This window comes from Streptomyces sp. NPDC046349, from assembly GCF_055587885.1.
In genome coordinates this window covers 374,320-398,134 of sequence record NZ_JBVJFK010000005.1, presented here as the reverse complement: position 1 = coordinate 398,134, position 23,815 = coordinate 374,320, and the positions used below count along the sequence as shown (strand labels likewise).

The 23,815-nt window shown below is 73.4% G+C and carries 24 protein-coding genes; 12 read left to right on the top strand and 12 right to left on the bottom strand.

Features of this window, described 5'->3' with window-relative positions; genetic code table 11:
• Positions 1-8: 8 nt before the first annotated feature.
• The 5 genes from ACZ6JS_RS14885 to ACZ6JS_RS14865 all read left to right on the top strand — a co-directional run bounded on the left by ACZ6JS_RS14885 (position 9) and on the right by ACZ6JS_RS14865 (position 7,237).
• Entirely contained in the window at positions 9-629 is a 621-nt protein-coding gene (locus tag ACZ6JS_RS14885; protein WP_469298121.1) for a TetR/AcrR family transcriptional regulator, read from the top strand.
• A 159-nt stretch (positions 630-788) separates the two neighbouring features.
• Positions 789-2,987, top strand: coding sequence for a molybdopterin-dependent oxidoreductase (locus tag ACZ6JS_RS14880; protein WP_469297983.1), 2,199 nt, complete (start codon positions 789-791; stop codon positions 2,985-2,987).
• 73 nt (positions 2,988-3,060) lie between these two features.
• Positions 3,061-4,548, top strand: a complete 1,488-nt coding sequence (locus ACZ6JS_RS14875; RefSeq protein ID WP_469297982.1) for a CitMHS family transporter — start codon at positions 3,061-3,063, stop codon at positions 4,546-4,548.
• A 96-nt stretch (positions 4,549-4,644) separates the two neighbouring features.
• A complete protein-coding gene (locus ACZ6JS_RS14870; RefSeq protein ID WP_469297981.1) occupies positions 4,645-6,057 on the top strand; it encodes an aldehyde dehydrogenase family protein in 1,413 nt (470 codons plus the stop codon).
• A gap of 76 nt (positions 6,058-6,133) precedes the next feature.
• The gene (locus ACZ6JS_RS14865; RefSeq protein WP_469297979.1) at positions 6,134-7,237 is read left to right on the top strand and encodes a Zn-dependent alcohol dehydrogenase; all 1,104 of its coding nucleotides are present in this window, start codon (positions 6,134-6,136) and stop codon (positions 7,235-7,237) included.
• A 184-nt stretch (positions 7,238-7,421) separates the two neighbouring features.
• On the opposite strand, the gene ACZ6JS_RS14860 is transcribed toward ACZ6JS_RS14865, so the two are convergent.
• Positions 7,422-8,072, bottom strand: a complete 651-nt coding sequence (locus tag ACZ6JS_RS14860) for a TetR/AcrR family transcriptional regulator (protein WP_469297978.1) — start codon at positions 8,070-8,072, stop codon at positions 7,422-7,424.
• A gap of 88 nt (positions 8,073-8,160) precedes the next feature.
• Between ACZ6JS_RS14860 and ACZ6JS_RS14855 the strand changes: the two genes are divergently transcribed.
• The 3 genes from ACZ6JS_RS14855 to ACZ6JS_RS14845 all read left to right on the top strand — a co-directional run bounded on the left by ACZ6JS_RS14855 (position 8,161) and on the right by ACZ6JS_RS14845 (position 10,389).
• Positions 8,161-9,312 carry an acyl-CoA dehydrogenase family protein gene (locus tag ACZ6JS_RS14855; protein WP_469297977.1) on the top strand — a complete coding sequence of 384 codons (1,152 nt, stop codon included), beginning with the start codon at positions 8,161-8,163 and terminating at the stop codon, positions 9,310-9,312.
• 59 nt (positions 9,313-9,371) lie between these two features.
• Complete coding sequence (locus tag ACZ6JS_RS14850) at positions 9,372-9,659, top strand: YiaA/YiaB family inner membrane protein (RefSeq protein ID WP_030661476.1); 288 nt, start codon at positions 9,372-9,374, stop codon at positions 9,657-9,659.
• A gap of 94 nt (positions 9,660-9,753) precedes the next feature.
• Positions 9,754-10,389, top strand: a complete 636-nt coding sequence (locus tag ACZ6JS_RS14845; RefSeq protein WP_469297976.1) for a TetR/AcrR family transcriptional regulator — start codon at positions 9,754-9,756, stop codon at positions 10,387-10,389.
• Here the strand turns inward: ACZ6JS_RS14845 and ACZ6JS_RS14840 are convergent.
• The gene (locus ACZ6JS_RS14840) at positions 10,380-10,841 is read right to left on the bottom strand and encodes a MaoC family dehydratase (RefSeq protein WP_469297975.1); all 462 of its coding nucleotides are present in this window, start codon (positions 10,839-10,841) and stop codon (positions 10,380-10,382) included. The two genes, ACZ6JS_RS14845 and ACZ6JS_RS14840, sit on opposite strands and share 10 nt — an antisense overlap.
• A gap of 105 nt (positions 10,842-10,946) precedes the next feature.
• On the opposite strand from ACZ6JS_RS14840, the gene soxR reads away from it, so the two are divergent.
• Complete coding sequence (soxR, locus tag ACZ6JS_RS14835) at positions 10,947-11,390, top strand: redox-sensitive transcriptional activator SoxR (RefSeq protein ID WP_469297974.1); 444 nt, start codon at positions 10,947-10,949, stop codon at positions 11,388-11,390.
• Here the strand turns inward: soxR and ACZ6JS_RS14830 are convergent.
• The 4 genes from ACZ6JS_RS14830 to ACZ6JS_RS14815 all read right to left on the bottom strand — a co-directional run bounded on the left by ACZ6JS_RS14830 (position 11,387) and on the right by ACZ6JS_RS14815 (position 15,653).
• On the bottom strand, positions 11,387-12,208 hold the full coding sequence (locus tag ACZ6JS_RS14830) for a 3-keto-5-aminohexanoate cleavage protein (protein WP_469297973.1): 822 nt from the start codon (positions 12,206-12,208) through the stop codon (positions 11,387-11,389). The two genes, soxR and ACZ6JS_RS14830, sit on opposite strands and share 4 nt — an antisense overlap.
• A gap of 48 nt (positions 12,209-12,256) precedes the next feature.
• The gene (locus tag ACZ6JS_RS14825) at positions 12,257-12,838 is read right to left on the bottom strand and encodes a hypothetical protein (protein WP_469297972.1); all 582 of its coding nucleotides are present in this window, start codon (positions 12,836-12,838) and stop codon (positions 12,257-12,259) included.
• Between the two features lie 95 nt (positions 12,839-12,933).
• A complete protein-coding gene (locus ACZ6JS_RS14820) occupies positions 12,934-14,271 on the bottom strand; it encodes a serine-threonine protein kinase (protein WP_469297971.1) in 1,338 nt (445 codons plus the stop codon).
• An 83-nt stretch (positions 14,272-14,354) separates the two neighbouring features.
• Positions 14,355-15,653: an exo-beta-N-acetylmuramidase NamZ family protein gene (locus tag ACZ6JS_RS14815; protein WP_469297970.1), complete on the bottom strand. Its 1,299-nt coding sequence runs from the start codon at positions 15,651-15,653 to the stop codon at positions 14,355-14,357.
• Between the two features lie 95 nt (positions 15,654-15,748).
• Between ACZ6JS_RS14815 and ACZ6JS_RS14810 the strand changes: the two genes are divergently transcribed.
• From ACZ6JS_RS14810 to ACZ6JS_RS14800, 3 genes are all read left to right on the top strand, one after another.
• Positions 15,749-16,513 (top strand): SDR family oxidoreductase, encoded by a 765-nt coding sequence (locus ACZ6JS_RS14810; protein ID WP_469297969.1) that lies wholly within the window; start codon positions 15,749-15,751, stop codon positions 16,511-16,513.
• On the top strand, positions 16,498-18,450 hold the full coding sequence (locus tag ACZ6JS_RS14805) for an AMP-binding protein (protein ID WP_469297968.1): 1,953 nt from the start codon (positions 16,498-16,500) through the stop codon (positions 18,448-18,450). The genes ACZ6JS_RS14810 and ACZ6JS_RS14805 overlap by 16 nt, the downstream gene beginning before the upstream one ends.
• A 68-nt stretch (positions 18,451-18,518) precedes the next feature.
• Complete coding sequence (locus ACZ6JS_RS14800) at positions 18,519-19,124, top strand: TetR/AcrR family transcriptional regulator (RefSeq protein ID WP_030661506.1); 606 nt, start codon at positions 18,519-18,521, stop codon at positions 19,122-19,124.
• Positions 19,125-19,265: 141 nt separating this feature from the next.
• On the opposite strand, the gene ACZ6JS_RS14795 is transcribed toward ACZ6JS_RS14800, so the two are convergent.
• The 6 genes from ACZ6JS_RS14795 to ACZ6JS_RS14770 form a co-directional block, all read right to left on the bottom strand.
• Complete coding sequence (locus ACZ6JS_RS14795) at positions 19,266-20,480, bottom strand: acyl-CoA dehydrogenase family protein (RefSeq protein ID WP_469297967.1); 1,215 nt, start codon at positions 20,478-20,480, stop codon at positions 19,266-19,268.
• 10 nt (positions 20,481-20,490) lie between these two features.
• A complete protein-coding gene (locus tag ACZ6JS_RS14790; protein WP_469297966.1) occupies positions 20,491-21,540 on the bottom strand; it encodes a phosphotransferase family protein in 1,050 nt (349 codons plus the stop codon).
• A gap of 135 nt (positions 21,541-21,675) precedes the next feature.
• Positions 21,676-22,587 (bottom strand): MBL fold metallo-hydrolase, encoded by a 912-nt coding sequence (locus tag ACZ6JS_RS14785; RefSeq protein ID WP_469297965.1) that lies wholly within the window; start codon positions 22,585-22,587, stop codon positions 21,676-21,678.
• Positions 22,588-22,718: 131 nt separating this feature from the next.
• Positions 22,719-23,015 (bottom strand): hypothetical protein, encoded by a 297-nt coding sequence (locus tag ACZ6JS_RS14780; protein ID WP_469297964.1) that lies wholly within the window; start codon positions 23,013-23,015, stop codon positions 22,719-22,721.
• Between the two features lie 83 nt (positions 23,016-23,098).
• The gene (locus ACZ6JS_RS14775) at positions 23,099-23,416 is read right to left on the bottom strand and encodes a DUF202 domain-containing protein (protein WP_469297963.1); all 318 of its coding nucleotides are present in this window, start codon (positions 23,414-23,416) and stop codon (positions 23,099-23,101) included.
• Positions 23,413-23,811 carry a YidH family protein gene (locus ACZ6JS_RS14770; protein WP_469297962.1) on the bottom strand — a complete coding sequence of 133 codons (399 nt, stop codon included), beginning with the start codon at positions 23,809-23,811 and terminating at the stop codon, positions 23,413-23,415. The genes ACZ6JS_RS14775 and ACZ6JS_RS14770 overlap by 4 nt, the downstream gene beginning before the upstream one ends.
• Positions 23,812-23,815: the final 4 nt, after the last annotated feature.

The window sequence follows — 23,815 nt, the reverse complement described above, 5'->3', positions numbered from 1 at the left end:
GCGGCATGATGGACCCCGTGCCTCCCGCCCACTCCCTGCGCCGTGCGCCGATCCAGCAGCGCAGCGCCGACCGGCTCGCCCGGATCCTCGACGCCTGCGCCGAACTGCTGGACGAGACCGGGTACGAGAACCTCAGCACCCGCGCCGTCGCCCAGCGCGCCGGCGTGCCGATCGGATCCGTCTACCGCTTCTTCGGCAACAAGCGGGCCATGGCCATCGCCCTCGCCCACCGCAACCTGGACCGTTACGTCGAGGGCATCGCGGACCGCCTCGACAACCTCACGGCCGCCGACTGGCGGCCGGTCGTGGACGCCGTACTGGACGAGTACCTGGCGATGAAGCGCAGCGTGCCCGGCTTCGCCCTCGTCGACTTCGGTGTGCCCGCACCGCCGACCGGGGACGCCGAGGGCGACCCCAACCACCAGGTCGCGGCCCGCCTGACCGCCCTCCTCTCCGCGCACCTCGGTCTGACCCCCGACGCCGCGCTGGAGCGGGCCGTCCTCGTCGCCGTCGAGGCCACCGACGCGCTCATCCAACTGGCCTTCCGGACCGACCCGGCCGGGGACCCCGGCATCGTCGCCGAGACCCGCGCGATGATGCACGCCTACCTGGCCCGCGTACTGGACTGAGCCGCCCCTGCGCATCCGCCCGGCCCGCCCGTGTTCCCTGCGGCGCGCCCGCGGTTTCGCTCGACCCCGTGCGGCGCCCTCCCTCGCCACCGTGCCTACCGGTCGGTATGCTCAGGGCTCCCGCGTCTCCGTGCCGCAGCCTGCCGCCCTGGAGGGCCCATGCCCCGCACCGCCCTGCGCATCTGCCCCCTCTGCGAAGCCACCTGCGGCCTCACCCTCACCATCGAGGGCAGTGCGGTCACCGGCGCCCGCGGTGATCGCGACGACGTCTTCAGTCGCGGCTTCATCTGCCCCAAGGGTGCCGCCTTCGGGCAGATCGACGCCGACCCAGACCGTCTGCGCACCCCTCTCGTCCGCCGCGACGGACGGCTCCAGGAGGCCACATGGGACGAGGCCTACGACGTCGTCGCCGCCGCCGTGCCCGGCCTCGTCGGGGAGTACGGACCCCAGGCCGTCGGCGTGGTCCTCGGCAACCCGAACGTGCACACCATGGCCGGCGCCCTCTACCCGCCACTGCTCCTCAAGTCCCTCGGCACCCGAAACCTGTTCACCGCCAGCACGCTCGACCAGATGCCCAAGCACGTCTCCAGCGGATTCCTCTTCGGCGACCCCCTGGCCATCCCGGTCCCCGACCTCGACCGGACGGACTTCCTGCTGCTCCTCGGCGCCAACCCGGTCGAGTCCAACGGCTCACTCTGCACGGCCCCCGACTTCCCCGGCCGGCTCAAAGCCCTGCGCGCCCGGGGCGGCACCCTCGTCGTCGTCGACCCGCGCCGCACCCGGACCGCCGCACTCGCCGACCGCCACCTCGCGCCGCGCCCCGGCACCGACGCGCTCCTGCTCGCCGCCCTCGCGCACACCCTGCTCGCCGAGAAGCTCGCCGCCCCCGGGACGCTGGAGGAACACGTCGAAGGAATCGGGGAACTCGCCGCCGCCCTCGGGAGTTTCACACCCGAGGCCGTCGCACCCGCCTGCGACCTCACGGCCGACGAGATCCGCGGCCTCGCCCGGGACCTCGCCGCCGCACCCACCGCCGCCGTCTACGGACGGATCGGCAGCTGCACCGTCGAGCACGGCACGCTCGCCAGCTGGCTCGTCGACGTACTGAACATCCTCACCGGCAACCTCGACCGGCCCGGCGGAGCCCTCTTCCCGCTCTCCGCCACCGACCGCACCCCCCGGCCGGCCGGTCCCGGCCGGGGCTTCACGGTCGGCCGCTGGCACAGCCGGGTCGGTGGCCACCCCGAGGTCAAGAGCGAACTGCCCATCTCCGCCCTGGCCGAGGAGATCGAGACACCGGGGGAGGGGCGGATCCGCACCCTGATCGCCATCGCCGCCAATCCCGTCCTCTCCGCACCCGACGGTGACCGCCTCGACCGGGCTCTGGCCGGCCTCGACTTCATGGTCTCGGTCGACCCGTACCTGAACGAGACCTCCCGGCACGCCCACGTCGTGCTGCCGCCGCCCCCGCCCGCGCAGAGCGCCCACTTCGACTTCGCGTTCAACGCCTTCGCCGTACGCAACCAGGCCCGTTACTCACCGGCCGCCGTCCCCTTGGAGGCGGGGCGAATGGACGAATGCGAGATCCACGCGCGCCTGATCCTCGCGGTGTCGGGGCTGCACGGCGCCCCGGCCGAGGCCGTCGACGAACGCGTCATCGCGGACACCCTCACCCGGGCCGCCGCAGACGCGCACTCCCCGCTCCACGGCACCGACCCCTCCGCCCAGGCGCGCCGACTCACGGGCGGCAGCGGACCGGAGAGGCGGCTGGACATGATGCTGCGCCTCGGCCCGTACGACCTCGGCCTGGACGACCTGCTGGAGGCGCCGCACGGCATCGACCTCGGCCCCCTGCGGCCCCGGCTCCCGCAAGTGCTGAGGACGCGCAGCGGCAGGATCGAGCTGCTCCCGGACCCGATCGCGGCCGAGCTCCCCAGGCTGCGCGCTGCGCTCGCCGACCGCCCCGCAGCCCTGGTGCTCGTGGGCCGCCGCCATCTGCGGTCCAACAACAGCTGGTTGCACAACGTCCCGGCCCTCACCGGAGGTTCCAACCGCTGCACCCTCCAGGTCCACCCGCAGGATGCGGCCCGCCTGGGCCTCACCGACGGTGGACGGGCCAGGGTCGCCTCCGACGGCGGGAGCCTGGAGGTCCCCGTCGAGGTCACCGAGGCCGTCCGCACGGGAGTGGTGAGCCTCCCGCACGGCTGGGGCCACGACCGCGCCGACACCCGCCTGGGCGTCGCTTCCGCCACGCCGGGCGCCAACGTCAACCAGTTGCTCGACGGCACCCGGATCGACCGGCTCTCCGGCACCGCCGTGCTCAACGGCTTCCCCGTCGAGCTGACACCCCTGCCCTGAGCTGGGGTTTTGCTCGTATTGCTCACGCGCCGACGTCTTGTTGGCGAAAGGAGGCGGCACCTACCTTCCCTCCATGCTGACCTTCCTCGGCTTCGCCATGATCGCGACCTTCCTGGTCCTGATCATGATGAAGAAAATGTCGCCCATCGCGGCGCTCGTCCTCATACCCGCACTGTTCTGCGTGTTCGCAGGAAAGGGCGCACACCTCGGCGACTACGTCATCGAAGGCGTCGGCAAGCTCGCACCGACCGCCGCCATGTTGATGTTCGCCATCGTCTACTTCGGCCTGATGATCGACGTCGGCCTCTTCGATCCGATCGTCCGGGGCATCCTGCGCTTCTGCAAGGCCGACCCGATGCGCGTCGTGGTCGGCACGGCGGTCCTCGCCGCGATCGTCTCGCTCGACGGCGACGGATCGACCACCTTCATGATCACAGTCTCGGCGATGTACCCGCTCTACAAGCGGCTCGGTCTCAGCCTGGTGGTCATGACGGGCGTCGCGGCCACGGCCAACGGCGTGATGAACACCCTGCCCTGGGGCGGTCCCACGGCCCGCGCCGCCACCGCCCTCAAGCTCGACGCCGCCGACATCTTCGTCCCGATGATCCCGGCCCTCGCGGTGGGCCTGGTGTTCGTGTTCGCCCTGGCCTACGCACTCGGCCTGAGGGAACGGCGCCGCGTCGGAGTGCTGGCGCTCCCCGGCAGTAGGAGGCCCGACGGCGCCGAGGACGAGCAGGAGGACCTGGTCGTTGCCCCCGCCGGAAGCACCGCCCGGACGGACGCCGCCGGACCCGCGGTGCCAGGCCCGGCCGCCGGACAGGCGCCCGCCCCCGCCTCCGGTTCCACTTCCACCCCTGGACCCGACACGGGCCCCGGCTCCGACCCCGACCCCGACCCCGACCCCGACCCCGAGGAGGGATTCCAGGGTCTCGACCCCGACCGGCCCACCCTGCGCCCCCGCCTCTACTGGTTCAACGCCGGCCTCACCGTCGCCCTCCTCACCGCGATGATCATGGAGTGGCTGCCCATTCCGGTGTTGTTCCTGCTCGGAGCGGCCCTCGCCCTCACGGTCAACTTCCCGCACATGCCCGACCAGAAGGCCCGGATCGCCGCCCACGCCGACAACGTCCTGAACGTCGCCGGCATGGTCTTCGCCGCCGCCGTCTTCACCGGGGTCCTGACCGGCACCGGCATGGTCAAGCACATGGCCGACTGGCTGGTCGGCGCCATACCCGAGGGCATGGGTCCGCACATGGCGCTGGTCACCGGCCTGCTCAGCCTGCCGCTCACCTACTTCATGTCCAACGACGGCTTCTACTTCGGGGTCCTTCCCGTCCTGGCGGAGGCCGGCGCCGCCCACGGGGTCTCCCCGCTCGAGATCGCCCGCGCCTCCCTCGTGGGCCAGGCGCTGCACATGTCGAGCCCGCTGGTTCCGGCCGTCTACGTCCTGGTCGGCATGGCCAAGGTCGAGTTCGGCGACCACACCCGGTTCACCGTGAAGTGGGCGGCCCTCACCTCTCTCGTCGTCCTCGCGGCAGGGATGCTTTTCGGCATCATCTGACCGCGGCGGCCCCTGGCCGACGAAAACTACCGGCGCTAGTTTGTAGGGTGGCGGGGAGGTGGATCCACGCGCATGTGCGTACTCGGGAGGAATGCCATGAAGGCCCAGGACGGGATGTACATCGACGGCGCATGGCGGCCCGCCGTCGGAACCGGCCGGATCGAGGTCGTCAACCCGGCCGACGGCCAGGTCATCGCCCAGGTCCCGGCCGGCACCGAAGAGGACGTGGACGCGGCCGTACGCGCGGCCCGCGCGGCCCTGCCCGGCTGGTCGGCCACGCCCCCGGCGGAGCGGTCCGCCCGGATCGGTGCGCTTCGCGACGCGCTCGAGGCCCGCAAGGGCGAGCTGACCGAGACCGTCACCGCCGAACTCGGAGCCCCGCTCCCGTTCGCCAAGGCCGTCCACGTCGGCTCGTCGATCGCCGTTGTCTCCACCTACGTCGAGCTCGCCGCCTCCTACGCCTTCGAGGAGCGCATCGGCAACTCCACCGTCCTGCTGGAGCCGATCGGTGTCGTCGGGGCCATCACGCCGTGGAACTACCCGCTGTACCAGATCGTTGCAAAGGTGGCACCCGCTCTCGCCGCCGGCTGCACCCTCGTCCTGAAGCCGGCGGAGGACACCCCGCTGACCGCACAGCTCTTCGCCGAGGCCGTGCACGAGGCGGGTGTCCCGGCCGGAGTCTTCAACCTGGTGACCGGCACGGGGCCGGTCGCAGGCCAGGCCCTGGCCGCCCACGAGGGAGTCGACTTCGTCTCCTTCACCGGCTCTACCGCCGTCGGCAGGCAGGTCGGCGCCACGGCCGGCGCCGCCGTCAAGCGCGTCGCCCTGGAACTGGGCGGCAAGTCGGCGAACGTCATCCTGCCCGGGGCCGACCTGCCCAAGGCCGTCGCGGCGGGCGTCGGCCACGTCATGAACAACACCGGTCAGAGCTGCAACGCGCTCACCCGGATGCTCGTCCACCGGGACGAGTACGAGGAGGCCGTCTCGCTCGCGGTCGCCGCCGTCGCCGACCACCCCACCGGCGACCCCCGCACGGCGGGCACCCGCGTCGGCCCCGTCGTCAACGCCAAGCAGCACGAGCGCGTCCGCGGCTTCATCGCCAAGGGCGTGGAGGAGGGCGCGCGCCTGGTCGCCGGCGGACCGGACGCGCCCTACGAGAAGGGGTACTTCGTCTCCCCGACCGTTTTCGCCGACGTCACCCCCGACATGACCATCGCCCAGGAGGAGATCTTCGGCCCGGTGCTGTCGATCCTCGCGTACGAGGACGAGGAGGATGCCCTGCGGATCGCCAACGGCACCGTCTACGGCCTGGGCGGCGCCGTCTGGGCCGCGGACGAGGAGACCGCCGCGGCCTTCGCGCGCCGCATGGACACCGGCCAGGTGGACATCAACGGCGGCCGGTACAACATCCTCGCGCCCTTCGGCGGCCACAAGCAGTCGGGCGTCGGCCGAGAGCTGGGCCCGCACGGCCTGGCCGAGTACCTCCAGACCAAGTCCCTGCAGTTCTGACCCGCCGCAGCCCGGGCATCCGTACGCTCCCGCAGCCCCGCCCCCGCCCCACCACCGGAAAGACGAGACGACGCCCATGGTCCGCGCCGCCATCCTCCCCGCCGTCGGAGCACCCCTGGAGATACGGCACATCGTGCTGCCCGATCCCGGACCCGGGCAGGTCCGCGTCAGGCTGGCCGCAGCCGGCGTCTGCCACTCCGACCTCTCCCTCACCCACGGCACCATGCGGGTTCCCGTGCCCGCCGTCCTCGGCCACGAGGGCGCGGGCACGGTCCTCGCCGTGGGTGACGGCGTCACCCACGTCGCCCCCGGCGACGGCGTCGTACTGAACTGGGCACCGTCCTGCGGGAAGTGCCACCACTGCGTCATCGGCGAGGTCTGGCTCTGCACGACCGCCCTCGCCGGGGTGGGGAACGTCTACGCGCACGACGCCCAGGGCGCCGCGCTGCACCCCGGGCTGAACGTGGCCGCCTTCGCCGAGGAGACCGTCGTCGCGGCCGGCTGCGTGCTGCCCGCACCGGCGGGGATCCCGCTCGCCGAGGCCGCCCTGCTCGGATGCGCCGTCCTCACGGGCTACGGGGCCGTCCACCACAGTGCGCAGGTCCGCCCAGGCGAGTCGGTGGCCGTCTTCGGCGTCGGCGGGGTGGGGTTGGCCGCGCTCCAGGCCGCCCGGATCGCGCAGGCGGGGCCGATCATCGCCGTCGACGTGTCACCGGCCAAGGAGGAACTGGCGCGCGCGGCCGGAGCCACGGAGTTCGTGCTCGCCTCCGACGCCACCGCCAAGCAGATCCGTGCGCTCACCGGCGGGCAGGGCGCGGACGTCGCCGTCGAGTGCGTCGGCCGGGCCGAGACCATCCGGGGTGCCTGGGATTCGACCCGCCGCGGCGGCCGCACCACGGTCGTCGGCATCGGCGGCAAGGACCAGCAGGTCACCTTCCACGCCCTGGAGATCTTCCACTTCGCGCGCACCCTCACCGGCTGCGTCTACGGCAACAGCGATCCCGCCCGCGACCTCCCGGTCATCGCCGAGCACGTCCGGGCGGGCCGCCTCGACCTGGGCGCCCTGGTGACCGACCGGATCACCCTCGACGACATCCCGACGGCCTTCGACGCCATGCTCGCCGGCAAGGGCGGCCGCTCCCTCGTCGTCTTCCAGACCCAGGCCCGGCACCAACCCTGATCGCGCACCAAGCCTGATCGGGCGCCACCTGAGGGGACGCCGACCTGAGGGGATGCCGACCTGATCGGGCGCCACCCGGACCCGGCACCGAAGCGGACCCGGCACCAAAGCGGACCCGGCACCGATGCCGGGTCCGTCTCCGGGGCCATGTGCCGGATCCGTCTGCCAGGGCCGCGTGTGCGCCTCAGCCGCCCCGGTTCGCGTGCGTCAGCGCCTCGTACTGGAGGGCCAGTCCGTCCAGCAGCGCCTCCAGGCCCGTTTCGAACGCGCCCTCGTCCACCTCGCGCTGCCGTTCGGCCAGCAGGTGGGCCTGGCCCAGGTGCGGGTAGTCCGCCGGGTCGTAGGCCGCGCGGTCGTCGACGAAGCCCCGGGCGAAGGAGCCCACCGCCGAACCCAGGATGAAGTACCGCATGAGCGCACCGATCCGGGTCGCCTGCGACGCGGGCCACCCGGCCTCCGTCATCGCGCCGAACACCGCGTCCGCCACGCGCAGCCCGGCCGGGCGGCGCCCGGGCCCGCGCGCCAGCACCGGCACGATGTTGGGATGGTCCGCGAGGGCGTCCCGGTACGAGTGCGCCCACGCCTGCAGCGCTCCCCGCCAGTCCTGACCACCGTCGAACATCGACAGGTCGACGCGCGAGCTCACCGCGTCCGCCACCGCGTCCAGGATCTCGTCCTTCGTGCGGAAGTGGTTGTAGAGCGACGGCCCGCTGACCCCGAGCGCGGCAGCCAGCCGCCGGGTCGACACCGCCTCCAGGCCCTCCGCGTCGACCAGCGCCCCGGCCGCCTCGACGATGCGGTCCCGACTGAGAAGGGGCTTGCGCGGTCTGGCCATGCGCCACATAGTAAAGCCTGGCCCCAAAAACTACCGGTGCTAGTTAAAGTGAGCGCCGCCCCCCGCCACCCGCCTGGAGGAGGTCCCGGTGAATCTGGAGCTGAGCGAGGAGCAGAGCGCCGTACGCCGGCTCGCCCGCGAGTTCGCCGAGCGCGAGATCGTCCCCCATGCCGCCGAGTGGGACCGGGCCGAAAGCGTGGACCGGGCCATCGTGAAGAAGCTGGGCGCGCTGGGATTCCTCGGCCTGACCGTTCCCGAGGAGTACGGCGGCTCCGGCGGCGACCACCTCTCCTACGTCCTCGTCACCGAGGAGCTCGGCCGCGGCGACGCCGCCGTGCGCGGCATCGTCTCCGTCTCCCTCGGCCTGGTCGCCAAGACCATCGCCGCCTGGGGAACGGAGGAGCACAAGCGCACCTGGCTGCCCCGCCTGTGCTCCGGCGACGCGCTCGGCTGCTTCGGCCTGACCGAGCCCGGCACCGGCTCCGACGCCGCGAACCTCACCACCCGCGCCGCGCGCGAGGGGGACTCGTACGTCCTCCACGGGACCAAGATGTTCATCAGCAACGGCACCTGGGCCGACGTCGTGCTGCTCTTCGCCCGCACCGGAGAGGAGCCGGGCCACCGCGGCGTCTCCGCCTTCCTCGTCCCCACCGACACCCCCGGCCTCACGCGCCGCGAGATCCACGGCAAGCTCGGCCTGCGCGGCCAGGCCACCTCCGAACTCGTCCTCGACGGCGTCCGCGTGCCCGCCTCCGCGATGCTCGGCCCGGCGGGCAAGGGCTTCTCGGTGGCCATGTCCGCACTCGCCAAGGGCCGCATGTCCGTCGCAGCCGGCTGTGTCGGCATCGCGCAGGCCGCACTGGATGCCGCCGTCTCGTACGCCGCCCACCGCGAGCAGTTCGGCAGGCCGATCGCCCACCACCAGCTGGTCCAGGAGCTCATCGCCGACATCTCGGTCGACGTGGACGCGGCCCGGCTGCTGACCTGGCGCGTCGCGGACCTCATCGACCGCGGACAGCCCTTCGCCACCGAGTCCTCCACCGCCAAGCTCTTCGCCTCCGAGGCCGCCGTGCGCGCCGCCGGCAACGCCCTCCAGGTGCACGGCGGGTATGGATACATCGACGAGTACCCGGCCGGGAAGCTGCTCCGCGACGCCCGCGTGGCGACGCTGTACGAGGGAACCAGCCAGATCCAGAAACTCCTCATCGGCCGTGCCCGCACCGGGGTTTCCGCCTTCTGAGTACCGGTATGAGTACGTGCGCGGATGTGTCCCTCCGCCGCCCGCCCGATGCTCGACGCATGAACGAGACACCGGTCAAGCAGCAGAACACGGGGGCGTACTACGGACAGGCCGTCGCCTCCTTCGCCATCGCCCTCGTGGCCGTGGCAGTGGGGATCTATCGTCTCGAGGCCGACGGCTGGGTCCGCGCCTTCCTCGGGATCGCGGTCCTCTACCTCACCACCTCGGCCTTCACCCTCGCCAAGGTGATCCGCGACCGCCAGGAGGTCACGCAGATCGTCAGCAGGGTGGACCAGGCCAGGATGGAGAAGATCATGGCCGAGTACGACCCCTTCGCGCCGAAGTAGCCCCTGGCCGGAGGGCCTCGCCCGAGAACGCTAAGCGCTTGCTCACCCTCCGTGTAGGGTGTTCACTCCCGACCGGTGGAGAGGTGAGTGAGCGATGGACAGCGCGGAGGACACGGCCGACGGCTACCGGCCGTGGTCCGAGGTCACCCCGGACGCCGCGCGGCGGCTGCTGGTCGCCGCCGTCGACGCCTTCGCCGAGCGCGGCTACCACGCCACCACCACCCGTGACATCGCGGGCCGCGCAGGCATGAGCCCGGCCGCGCTCTACATCCACTACAAGACCAAGGAAGAGCTGCTCCACCGGATCAGCCGGATCGGGCACGACAAGGCGCTGGAGATCCTCACCACCGCCGCCGACGGCCCCGGCTGCGCCGCCGAGCGCCTCGACGCCGCCGTGCGGTCCTTCGTACGGTGGCACGCCGCGCACCACACCACGGCGCGCGTGGTCCAGTACGAGCTCGACGCCCTCGCCCCCGAGCACCGCTCCGAGATCGTGGCGCTGCGCCGGCAGAGCGACGCCGCCGTGCGCCGCATCCTCGCCGAGGGGGTCGCGGCGGGGGAGTTCGACGTCCCCGACGTGCCGGGCACCACCCTCGCCGTCCTGTCGCTGTGCATCGACGTGGCCCGTTGGTTCAGCGTGGCCGGACAGCGCACGCCCGACGAGGTCGGCGCGCTCTACGCCGACCTCGTGCTCCGCATGGTGGGCGCGCGGCCGCGCCCTCAGAAGTAGTAGCGGGACACCGACTCCGCCACGCACACCGGCTTCTCGCCGCCCTCGCGTTCGACCGTCACCGTCGCGGTGACCTGTACTCCGCCCCCCGCCTCCGCCACCTCCGTGATCACGGCGGTGGCGCGCAGCCGCGAGCCGACCGGCACCGTCGCCGGGAATCGCACCTTGTTCGTGCCGTAGTTGAGGCCCATCTGCATGCCCTCAACCCGCATGACCTGCGGCACCAGGCTGGGCAGCAGTGACAGTGTCAGATAGCCGTGCGCGATGGTGGAACCGAAGGGTCCGGTCGCGGCGCGCTCCGGGTCCACGTGGATCCACTGGTGGTCGCCGGTCGCGTCCGCGAAGAGGTCGATCCGCTTCTGGTCCACCTCCAGCCACCCGCTCGGGCCGAGCGGTTCGCCGATCCCGGCGTGCAGCTCCTCGGCGGACGTGAAGACCCTCGGCTCGGCCATGCCTGTTCCTGTCTCTCGCGGGACCACTGACGGACGAATAAGCGCTTGCTCAGCATGCTGGGACCGTATGTGTATGTCAACGGACCTCCGGCTACCCTCGGCCGGGTGCCGCAGATTCCCGAGAAAGTCCACGAACTCACCGTCGGTCAGCTTTCCGCCCGCAGTGGTGCCGCCGTCTCCGCGCTCCACTTCTACGAGACCAAGGGCCTGATCAGCAGCCGCCGCACGTCCGGCAACCAGCGCCGCTACACCCGTGACGCGCTGCGCCGGGTGGCCTTCGTCCGCGCGGCCCAACGGGTGGGCATCCCGCTCGCCAGCATCCGTGAGGCACTGGCCCAGCTCCCCGAGGAGCGCACGCCGAACCGCGAGGACTGGGCCCGCCTGTCCGAGACCTGGCGCACCGAGCTCGACGAGCGGATCAGCCGACTCGCCCGCCTGCGCGACCATCTGACGGACTGCATCGGCTGCGGCTGCCTCTCGATGGAGACCTGCGCCCTGTCCAACCCCGACGACGTCTTCGGCGAACGGCTCACCGGCTCGCGGCTCTAGGAGGCCTCTCGCCGATCATGCCGGCCTGGCCGACGAGACACCCCGCAGCCGCCGGCCGGCTCCCGGCGCAGCAGTTCCCGGGCCGCCGCGACCAGTTCGGCGTTCGACCGCGCCGGCCGCCCGTCCGGCAGGTGCAGCACGTCCCCCACGCCGGTGCGCGCGGCCGCGCCGCACCGGGCGGCCAGCCGCAGCACCGGCCAGGAGGCCTCATCCCGCCCGAACAGCAGCACGGCCGGCGGCGGCAGCCCGCGCAGATGGGCCGACAGGGCCGGCCCGGCCGCCCCTTCGTCCGCCGAGCCCGCGGCGAGCTCGGCCACCACGCGGACCCCGCCGCGGCGGCCGCCCGGGCCCCGCACCAGCCAGGCCCGCAGCCGCTCCAGCACCTCCGGCCCGCCCGGGCCGCCCAGCGGCGCCACCGCGTCCACCGGCACCCCCCGCTCCAGCAGCGCCTCGGCGAGCCCGGCCGCCCCCTGCTCCGCGAAGTGCACCACCGCCCGGTCCGGCAGCACCGCCCACGCGCCGACCCGCGCCAGCCGCTCCGCCGGATCCGGCTCGGCCCCGATGCTCACCGGCACCGCCAGTGGTACGCCCACCCCCGCGCCGCGCACCACCTCCAGCACCGGCCCGACCACCCGCGGCGAGAGGCTCTCCCGCCCGCACGGCGTCCGCGGATGCACCAGGACCTCGCCCGCCCCGGCGGCTACCGCCCGCACCGCCGACTCCGCCAGGTCCCGCGGCGACATGGGCACGGCAGGCCCGTCGGCGGCGCCGCGTGAACCGTTGACCGACACCACGGCCGGCCCGACCGCACCCCTCACGCCGCGTCCGTCGAGGGACCCCTCACGCCGCGTCCGTCGAGGGACCCCTCACGCCGCGTCCGTCGAGGGGAAGTCCGCCAGGGCCGGTCTCGGCACCACGATCCCGCAGCCCGCGCACACCGGCCCGTCCCAGGCGAGCGCCCCCTCCCAGGGGCCCACCGGAGCCACGTCCGGCCACCGCAGTTCGGCGTCCCCGCAGACCGGGCACCCCGTCCCGGGCTCGGACTCCAGCGCCCGCACCAGCCGCCGCAGCACCTCGCCCAGCGCCCCTTCCGGCCGCACCCCCGGGTCCGCGCAGCGCACCACCGCGTCCCCGCTCCCGCCCCACGCCCACTCCGGCCGACGCAGCCCGTGGTGCTTCTCCCTCCGGCGCCGCTCCGCGAACTGGCGCTCGTACTCCAGCCAGACCGTCCGCGCGTCCTCCAACTCCTCCAGCGCGGCGACCAGCCGCAGCGGGTCCGCCCCCCGGTCCTCGGGGGCGATACCGTGCCGGTCGCACAGATGCCACCAGGTGGCCCGGTGCCCGTAGGGCGCGAACCGCTCCAGGCAGCGGCGCAGCGAGTGGCGCCGCAGGGCCCGGTCATTGCGCGCGTCGCGCACCTGGTAGGCCAGACTCCGGAATCCCGCCATCACACCATCACCTCCACCGATGTGCCCAACATGCCCGGTCGGGAGCAGGCGCATGCGGGGGCGGACGAGGCGTGCAGGTGGCACATGGCCGGAAGTCAGCGCCCCATGCGCCCCGCGGACACCACCACCCGGGCCAGTTCCTCGTGGCAGATGTCGCTGTGCGCCCCCGACGGGGCACCGCCGCGCCGCACCACGGAGCCCGCGTCCACACTGACGCATCCGGCCGCGGGCACCCCCTCGCGCAGGGCGGTGTCGAGGCTCAGCCGGGGCGCTCCCGGCACCGCCAGGACCCCGTCGTGCCCGATCGCGCCCCACCGCTCGTCGAGGCCGAGCAGACCGGCCGAATCGCCTGCCATCCGGGACGCCAGGGGGTAGAAGACCTTGAGCGCCGAGTCGTGCGGGGAATGGCAGGCGACCACCGGTCCGTCGACCTGGCGGTGGAGGCCGCGCAGGGCCCCGCCGCGACCCTTGTCGTGCGGCAGCCGGTCGGCGAACGCGTAGTGGGAGAAGGCCCCCTGGAGCAGGGTCACCGACCTGACGTACCGGGCGCCGTCCGGTACCGAGCGCAGCGAGAAGGACACCACCCGCGCCCCGAAGCTGTGGCCGACCAGATGGAACCGCAGGGCCGGGCGGGCCGCCGCCAGCTCCGCCAGGACCGGGCCCAGGCCCCGCTCGCCGACCACACCCGCCCTCTTCTTCATCCTGTAGTACGTGGCCTGCCGCAGGAGCTCCTTGGCGCCGCCCCACAGGCCGCGCAGACCGCCGCCTATCGTGAGCCCCTGCCCCTGCCCCTGCCCCTGCCCCTCGGCGCCGGCACCGGCGGCCGCGGCGCCGGCCCGGGCCAGGGCGAGCGAGAGGGCCCTGCAGACCTCCAGCACATCGTCCGTGAAGATCGCGGGTACCGCCGGCGCCGCCACCGCGTGCACCGCGTCCAGGCCGGCCAGCTCCCTGACGAGCGCGCCGAACTCGATGAACGCCGCCGCCGACTCCGGCTGCTCCGCCAGCAGTTCCGCCACCCGGTCCAGCTCCGCGCGCCGCCCCGGCCAGAACTCCTCGAGCGCCTGCCGCGTCAACGGGTCGAGTGCACAGCCGCGGCCTGGTTCCGCGAGGGCACCGGCCGCCTCGAAGTCGGGTATCGGCTCGTCGGAGAACCGCATCGAGGGCCACACGACACCCACGTACCCCAGCCGCACCCCCGGTCCCACCAGGGCGGGGAAGGGCGCGAAGAACCGGTCGTAGAGCCGGGTGGCCGTGGACCGGTCGCTGTTCCAGCCGTGCGCGAAGACGAGCACGTCCGTCGCTTCCATCCGGGACACCGCGCCCTGCGAGGCGCGGTCCACGTCCCCTTCGGAGTCGAAGGTCAGCTCCGCGTACGGCCCCACCCCGATCCCGGTCCTCGTCCCGAAGCCGAACCCGCCACCGACGTCCGCCATGACGTCCCCCTTCACGCCGTGCCTCCGGTGCAGTCAGCATCCTGCTGCGGCGCCCGCCCGGCCAGCCCCCCGACGCGGCCGGCTCAGGAGTAGAGCAGGTACTGCGCGCGCACCGCCTCGAAGCGGGCCAGTCCCGCCGCCCAGTCGCCCGCGACCTCCTCCACGCCGGCGCCCGCGTCCACCAGCCTGCGCACCCGGTCCGAACCGGTCAGCCGGTCGATCCAGTGGTCCGCGCGCCAGCTGAAGCCGCTCCACACCCGGCGGGCGGTGACCAGCAGCCCGATGCCGGCGCGTACCGGGTCGAAGGCCTCCCGGTCGTGCACGATCAGCCGGACCCCGCCGCACACCCTTCCCACGTGCTTGGAGAAGGTCGGCGTGAAGTACGCCTCCCGGAACCACACCCCGGGCAGCCCCAGCCCGTTCGCCGCCTCCGCCCACCGCCGGTCGATCCCCTCGGCACCCACCACCTCGAAGGGCGTGGTCGTCCCGCGCCCCTCGGAGAGGTTCGTCCCCTCGAACAGGCAGGTGCCCGCGTACGCGAGGGCCGTGTCCGGCGTCGGCATGTTCGGGCTCGGCGGCACCCAGGGCAGACCGGTCTCCCCGAAGAAGGACCCGCGCCGCCAGCCGGACATGGCCACCGTGGTCAGCCTGACCGGGCCGGCGGGGGCCGGACCCGCGGCCAGGAACTCGCCGTTGAAGAGCCGCGCCAGTTCGGCCGCCGTCATCCCGTGCGCCAGCGCGATCGGCTCGCGGCCCACGAAACTTGCGTACGGCCGCTCCAGGACCGGGCCCGCCGCCCGCAGGCCGCCCACCGGGTTCGGCCGGTCCAGCACCATCACCGCCTTGCCGGCGAGGGCGGCCGCGCGCATGCAGTCGTAGAGGGTCCAGATGTAGGTGTAGAAGCGGGCCCCGACGTCCTGGATGTCGAAGACGACCGTGTCGATCCCGGCCGCCGTGAACACGTCGGCGAGCCGCTGTCCGCTCTTGTCGTAGGTGTCGTACACGGGCAGCCCGGTCGCCGGGTCCCGCGAGGCCCCCTCGGAGTCCCCGGCCTGTGCCGTCCCGCGGAACCCGTGCTCGGGCCCGAACACCGCGACGAGGTCGACCCGTTCGTCCGCGTGCAGCACGTCCACCAGGTGGCGGGCATCGGCGGTGATCCCCGTGGGGTTGGTGACCACCCCGACCTTCTGTCCGGCCAGGACGTCGTACCCGTCCGCCGCGAGCCGCTCGAAGCCCGTACGCACCCGGCCGGCCGGCCGCGGCGCGGCGGCCCCGGCCATCCCGGCGGCCCCGGCGGTACCCGCCACCGCCAGGGCGCCCACAGCGCCCGCCGATCCCACGGCCCCTGCCAGCCCCAGCACCCCGCGTCGCGACAGCGTCATCCGGTCACGGTAGGAGGCGCGCCCCTTCCGTCCGGACATACCGACTGGTTAGTCTGCCGGGATCCGCTACCCGGCCGTACGAGAGGTGTGATCCCGTGAGCGCGTACCAGGACCAGCGAGTCGTCGTCACCGGCGCGGGCGGCGGCATCGGAGCCGCGCTCGCCCACCGCTTCGCGGCCGAGGGCGCCACGGTCGTCGTCAACGACCTCGACCCCGCCAGGGCCGCCGCGGTCGCGGGCGCCATCGGCACCCGGGCGATCCCCGTGCCGGGCGACGCCTCGCGGATCGTGGCCGAGGCCCGCGAGGCCCTCGGCGGGACGGTGGACGTCTTCTGCGCCAACGCCGGACTCGCCTCGGGCGGCGACGCCTCCGCCGACGAGACCGCCTGGGAAGCTGCCTGGCAGGTCAACGTCATGGCCCACGTCCGCGCAGCACGGCTGCTGCTGCCCGAGTGGCTGGAGCGGGGGAGCGGCCGCTTCGTCTCCACCGTCTCGGCCGCGGGACTGCTCAGCATGATCGGGGCCGCCCCGTACAGTGTCACCAAGCACGGTGCGCTCGCCTTCGCGGAATGGCTCTCGCTGACCTACCGGCACCGCGGTGTCGAGGTCCACGCCATCTGCCCGCAAGGAGTGCGCACCGACATGCTGACCGCCGCGGGCTCGGCGGGCGAACTCGTCCTCGCACCGAACGCGATCGAGCCGGAAGCGGTCGCGGACGCTCTGTTCGACGGCATGGAGAAGGGCCGTTTCTTGATCCTCCCGCACCCCGAGGTCGCCGACTACTACGCGGTCCGCGCCACCGACCCGGACCGCTGGCTGAGCGGTATGAACCACCTCCAGCAGACATGGGAGAGCCGGTGACGTCGACCCCCGCCTCCTCGTCGACCCCTGCCTCCCCCTCGCTCCCCGCCTCCCTGCCGGCCCCCGCCTCCCCCTCCAGCTCCGTCTACGCAGCCCGGCCCTGGCGCGGGCTGCTCTCCCCGGCCCAGCTGGCGCCCGTCGCGCCGCCGCCCACGGTCCTGCACGCCTTCCGTGAGGCCGCCGCCCGCGCCCCCGAGCGCACCGCGCTCGCCTACTTCGACGGCCGGATCGGCTACGCCGAGGCCGACGAGCTCTCCGACTCCCTCGCCGGCCACCTCGCGGTGCGGGGCGTCCGCCGCGGCGACCGGGTCGCGGTCATGCTCCAGAACACCCCGCACTTCGTGCTCGCCGTCCTCGGCGCCTGGAAGGCAGGGGCTGTCGTGGTCCCCCTCAACCCCATGTACAAGTCCGGCGAGGTCGGCCACGTCCTGCGCGACTCCGGGGCCGCCGCGCTCGTGTGCGACGGCCGCGCCTGGACGGCGTACCTGCGTCAGGCGGTGCGGGGCAGCGCCGTGCGGACCGTGCTGACCGCGTCGGACCGGGACTTCCAGACCCGCGACGACCCGCGCGTCTTCGGTCCGGCCACGGCCCCGATCACGGCCACGGCCCCGATCACGGCCACGGCTCCGCTCACGGCCCCCGCTGCCCCGGCCACGGCTCCAGGACCTGTTGCGGCCCCGGCCCCGGGACCTGCCGCGGCCCCCGTACGTCCGCTCGTGCCCGCGCAGCCGGTCGGGCCGGACGCGGTGCCCGGCCGGGAGCGGCCCGCCGTCGCGGACACCGCGGATCCCCTCGCGGGACCCGTCGATCCCGTGGCCGTCGACCTCCTCACCGCGGCCCGCGCCGGGCGCCCCGCACCGCAGGGCCCCGACCTCACCGCCTCCGACACCGCCCTCATCCATTACACCTCCGGCACCAGCGGCACCCCCAAGGGCGCGATGAACCCGCACGGCGCCCTCACCTACAACGCCGTGCGACAGGTCACCTCCCACCCCCTCGTCGAGGGCGCCGGCTACTTCGCCCTCGCCCCCCTCTTCCACATCACCGGCATGGTCTGCGAACTCTCGGCCTGCTTCGTCAACGCCGGCACCCTCGTCCTCGCCCACCGCTTCGAGGCCGGCGCCGTGCTCGACGCCTTTCTGGAACACCGCCCCGCCTACACGGTCGGCCCTGCCACCGCCTTCATGGCCCTGGCCGCCCACCCCGCCGCCACCCCGGACCACTTCGCCTCCTTCCAGGTGATCTCCTCCGGTGGCGCCCCGCTCCCGCCCGCGCTCGTCCAGCGCCTCCGCGCGGCCTTCGGCTTCTACCTCCGCAACGGCTACGGCCTCACCGAGTGCACCGCCCCCTGCGCCAGCGTGCCCGTGCACCTGGAAGCCCCCGTCGACCCCGCCTCCGGCACCTTGTCCGTCGGCCTGCCCGGCGCCGACACCCTCGTCCGCATCCTCGACGAGCAGGGGGCCGAACTCCCCATCGGCGAGACCGGCGAGATCGCCGTCCGCGGCCCCCAGGTCGTGCCGGGCTACTGGGGCCTGCCCGCCGAAACCGCCGAGGCCTTCCCGGACGGCGAACTGCGCACGGGGGACGTCGGCTTCATGGACCCGGACGGCTGGCTCTACGTCGTCGACCGCAAGAAGGACATGATCAACGCGTCCGGATTCAAGGTCTGGCCGCGCGAGGTCGAGGACGTGCTGTACACCCACCCCGCCGTCCGCGAGGCCGCCGTGGTCGGCGTCCCCGACCCGTACCGCGGGGAGAGCGTCAAGGCGTACGTGAGCCTGCGCCCCGGCATCTCGGCCGAGCCGGCAGAGATCTCCGCCTATTGCGCCGAGCGCATCGCCGCCTACAAATACCCGCGCGAGGTCGAGATCCTGCCTGTCCTTCCGAAGACGACCAGTGGCAAGATCCTGCGACGGGAACTGCGCGATCGCGGCTGAAAACAGTCGGACGGTCGTACAGCTGGTCGCACCGACCAGGCAGGAACGAGAAAGGGAGGGTCGGCACCATGGCGGCCAGGACAACGGAACCCGCAGGCACGCACGAAGCCCCGGTACCGCAGCGGCTGCTGGCCGTCGCCACCCGGCTGTTCGCCGAGCGCGGCTACGACCGCACGTCCGTCCAGGAGATCGTCGAGGCGGCCGGGGTCACCAAGGGCGCGCTCTACCACTACTTCGGGTCCAAGGACGACCTGCTGCACGAGGTGTACGCGCGGATGCTGCGCCTCCAGCAGCAGCGGCTCGACGCGGTGGCCGCGTCCGACGCACCCGTCGAGGAACGGCTGCGGGCCGCGGCCGCCGACGTGGTCGTCACCACCATCGAGAACCTCGACGACGCCATGATCTTCTTCCGGTCGATGCACCAGCTCAGCCCGGAGAAGTTCAAGCAGGTACGGGCCGAGCGCCGGCGCTACCACGAGCGCTTCCGGGCGCTGATCGAGGAGGGGCAGCGGACCGGCGTGTTCTCCACCGCCACCCCAGCCGACCTGGTGGTGGACTACCACTTCGGCTCCGTGCACCACCTGTCGACCTGGTACCGGGCCGACGGCCCGCTCACACCGCAGCAGGTCGCCGACCACCTCGCGGACCTGCTGCTGCGGGCGCTGCGGCCCTGATCCCCGTGATCCCCGGTCGGTGCTGCGCCCCGCGGCCCGGTGCTGCGCCCCGCGGCCCGGTGCTGCGCCCCGCGGCCCGGGGCCGCCGGCCGCGCCGGTGCCGGCCCGGGCCAGCGCCCACGAGTGCTGCTCCGCCGGGGGCTAGAGGTACCGCTTCAGCTCCCTGCGGGCCAGGGACCGCTGGTGCACCTCGTCGGGGCCGTCGGCCAGCCGCAGGGTGCGGGCCGCCGCCCACAGCTCGGCCAGGGGGAAGTCCTGGCTCACCCCGCCCGCCCCGTGCAGCTGCACCGCGTCGTCGAGGATCCGCACCACCGCCCGCGGAGTCGCGATCTTGATGGCCTGGATCTCGGTGTGTGCCCCCCGGTTCCCGACCGTGTCCATCAGCCAGGCCGTCTTCAGCACCAGCAGCCGCACCTGCTCCACCGCCACCCGGGCGTCGGCGATCCAGTTCTGCACGACACCCTGCGCGGCCAGCGGCTTGCCGAAGGCCGTACGCTCCACCGCACGCCGGCACATCAGCTCGATGGCCCGCTCCGCCATGCCGATCAGCCGCATGCAGTGGTGGATGCGGCCCGGCCCCAGGCGCGCCTGGGCGATGGCGAAGCCGCCGCCCTCCTCGCCGACCAGGTTCGCCGCCGGGACCCGTACGCCGTCGAAGACGACCTCGGCGTGGCCGCCGTGGTCGTGGTCCTCGTACCCGTACACCGTCATGGCCCGGCGCACCTCGACGCCCGGGGTGTCCCGGGGGATTAGGACCATCGACTGCTGGCGGCGCGGATCGGAGCCCTCCGGGTCGGTCTTGCCCATCACGACGAAGACCTTGCAGTCCGGGTTCATGGCGCCGGAGATGAACCACTTGCGGCCCGTGACCACGTACTCGTCACCCACCCGCTCGATCCGGGTCTCGATGTTCGTCGCGTCCGACGAGGCCACCTCGGGCTCCGTCATCGCGAACGCGGAGCGGATCTCGCCGTTCAGCAGCGGCTCCAGCCACTGCTTCTTCTGCTCCTCGCTCCCGAACTGGGCCAGCAGCTCCATGTTCCCGGTGTCGGGGGCCGCGCAGTTGGTGGCCGTGGGCGCCAGGTGCGGACTGCGGCCGGTGATCTCCGCCAGCGGGGCGTACTGGAGGTTGGTGAGCCCCGCGCCGTACTGCGGGTCCGGGAGGAAGAGATTCCACAGGCCCTGGCGGCGCGCCTCGGCCTTGAGTTCACCGAAGACGGCCGGGGTGTCCCAGGGCGAGGCCAGCCGTGCGCGCTGCTCGGCGGCGACGGGCTCCGCCGGGTGGACGTACTCCTCCATGAACGCGAGCAGCCGCTCGCGGAGTTCCTCGGTCCGGGTGTCGAATGCGAAGTCCATGCTGCGTGCCTCAGCCTTCCTGCAGTTCCTGGAGGGTGGTCAGTCCGTGCTCGATGAAGACCGGAACCAGCTCGCCGATCCGGTCGAAGCCCGCACCGACGGTCTGCCCGAGCGTGTAGCGGTAGTGGATGCCCTCGAGGATCACCGCGAGCTTGAACCAGGCGAAGGCCGTGTACCAGGCGATGGCCCCGGTGTCCCGCCCGGAGCGGGCGGCGTACCGCTCGACCAGCTCCGTGGGCGCGGGATGGCCGGGAGCCCCGCTCGTCGTGCCGACCGGGGACCCGGGCAGGCCCAGGTCGGAGCTGTACATCACGAGCAGCCCGAGGTCGGTCAGCGGATCCCCGAGAGTGGACATCTCCCAGTCCAGCACCGCCCGGATCCTGTCGGTGCCGGAGGGGGACGGGCCGATCAGCACGTTGTCGAGCCGGTAGTCGCCGTGCACCACGGTCGGGCCGGGGGAGTGGGGCAGTCTGCGGCCCAGGGCGCCGTGGAGCTCGTCGATCCCGGCGAGCTCGCGCCCCCGCGAGGCCGCGAGCTGCTTGCCCCAGCGCCGAAGCTGCCGGTCGAGGAAGCCCTCCGGCCGGCCGAAGTCGCCCAGGCCCACCGCCTCCGGGTCCACCGCGTGCAGCTCGACCAGGGTGTCCACCAGGCCCAGCACCGCCCGCCGGGTCCGCTCCGGACCGATCGCGGCGAGCTCTCCGGCCGTGCGGTACGGCACCCCGTCCACGTACTCCATGACGTAGAACGGCGCCCCGAGCACCTCCGCGTCCTCGCACAGCAGCACCGGCTCCGGGACCGGCACGGCCGTCCCGTGCAGCGCCGCGATGACCCGGTGCTCGCGGCGCATGTCGTGGGCGGTGGCCAGTACGTGGCCGAGCGGCGGCCGGCGCACCACCCAGCGGGCGGTCCCGTCGGTGATCTCGTACGTGAGATTCGACCGGCCGCCCTCGATCAGCCGGCCGTGCAGCGCACCGGCGACGAGTCCCGGCCGGGCCCGGTCGAGATGACCGCGCAGCCGCTCCAGATCCAGGCCTCGAGGGTCGGCCGGGGCTGAGGTCATGGTGCGCACCTCCGTGCGGAGAGTCGATGATTTACGGGCGGCGATGCGCAGGCGCACCGCCGCCCGTAATCATGCCGACCAGTCGGTATGCCGTCCAGAGGGCGGGCACGAAAGAACACCTCCGGCCCGCCGGCCTCACGCGTGGCAGAGGATGGGCGCACCGCCGTTCATCAGCGTCATGTCCGCGAGCACCGCCGGTATGTCCAGCGGTGCGCCCTCCGGCTTCCCGGCCAGCTCCGCGTACGCCCGGTGCACGTTCGCCACCAGCCGCTCGCTCTCCCGCCACGCCGCGAACTCGCCGAGGTCGGCCTGCCGGGCCACCTCCAGCGGGGTCAGCCCCTTGGCCAGGCCCTCCCGGGCGAGTTCCGCCACGTACCGCAGGTAGCGCTCGGTGGAGTCGTAGGCCGAGGGGTCGGTCAGCGGTCCGTGGCCCGGTACGACGGTCTCCGCGTCCAGCGACCGCAGCAGATCCAGCGCGCGCAAGGAGCCGGCGAGCGAACCCATCGCCAGGAACGGCGTGCCGCCGGCGAAGACCAGGTCCCCGGTGAAGACCACCCGCTGCCGGGGCAGCCACACGACCGAGTCGCCGGTGGTGTGCGCCACGCCCGGGTGGACGATCCGCACCTCGGTCCCGCCCACGTGCACGGTCGCCCGGTCGCTGTAGGTCAGGTCGGGCGCGGTGATGTCTATCGCGCCGAAGTCCGTCGCGGGCCAGATCATCTCCAGCTGGTGGCCGGCCGCGAGCTGCTCGGTCCGCGCGTTGTCGTGCCCGAGGACCAGGGCCTCGGGTGTGAAGACGGAGTTGCCGTAGGTGTGGTCGCCGTGGTGGTGGGTGTTCACCACGGTCCGCGGGAGCGGCACCCCGGCCGCGACGACCGCCTCGCGCAGCGCAAGGGCTCGGCGCTCGGTGGCGGCGGTGTCGACGAGCAGGGTCCGGCCGCCGTCGCTCACGAAGCCGGCGTTGTTCAGGCACCAGCCGCCGTCGGGCTGGACATAGGCGTACACCCCCGGTGCGGGCTGGACGAGGTAAGGATCGTCTACGGGCATCTGCGCTCTCCCCGGGTCGTTGTGACAGGCGGTCAGCATCCTGTCAGCCGTCACTGCGGCGGGGGGAGGGCGGGTGCCGTCCCCGGCCGGCCGGGGGAGCCCGTGAGGGGGCCGGTCAGGGGCGGCGCCGGTCAGTGGTCGTCGTAGTGCCCGTCGTGCGGGGCGTGCCGGTGCCCGTCGTGCAGGTAGTCGACGTGGTCGCCGTGCTGGACCGTGTCGTGCCCGCAGCCCGCGCCGTGCGCGTGGGCGTGGCCCTCGTGGGCGGTGTGCCCGGCCGGCTCGCACTCGTCCCAGTGCCCCGAGTGCTCCCGGTGCAGGTGGCCGTCGTGCGCGTAGTCGACGTGGTCGCCGTGCGGGACCGCCCGGTGGCCGCAGTCCGCGCCGTGGGCGTGCTGGTGCGTGGGGTGTTCGTGGTGGAGGGTCGTCATGGCGCCGAGAGTAGTGCGAAAGGTCGACTATCGCCCGTTGCATCCCGATTGGCGGGGAAAAGTGGGACAATCCGGCAGGCGGCTCAGAGGATGACCGCCACTGCGAACGCCGCCAGCGCCACCGTGCACGCGACCACGGCCAGCGCCGCCCGGGCCCCGAGCACCCGCGGCCGAGCGGTCGCCAGCGCCCGGATCCGCCGGTGCGCCACCCACAGGAACGCCAGCCAGAGCAGCACGATCACCGCCGCCCCGGCCACCTCCGTCGACGACCCCGAGCCGCGCAGGGCCTGCCGCAGCGCCAGCACCGCAACCACCGAGGACGCCAGGGTCGTGCGCCGCCACGCGAGCCGGGTCCGCTCGGGCTGGAGCCCGGCGTCGCGGTCCGCCCCCGCAGTGCTCACCGCCCCGACGTCCAGCCCAGCAGCACGACCACCACCATCGCCACCGCGACCAGCCCCACGCCCAGGCTCAGCACCACCGGGAAGCGCGACAGCGGCAGGTCCTCGTGCCGCCGCATCGCCCGCTCGCAGCGCACCCAGTGGTTCACCGCCCGCAGCGCGCAGGCGGCTCCGACCGCGAGGAGCGCGAGGGCCATGCCCACCCGCACGCCCCACCGCAGGTCGGGCAGGAACTGGTCGACCGCGAAACCCCCGCCGACCAGCGCCAGCGCGGTCCGGATCCAGGCGAGGAACGTACGCTCGTTGGCCAGCGAGAAGCGGTAGTCGGGAGTGTCGCCCTCGTCCTCCAGCCGCGACGGCGCGAACCACAGGCGTACGTCCTTGACGAAGTCGATCACCTGA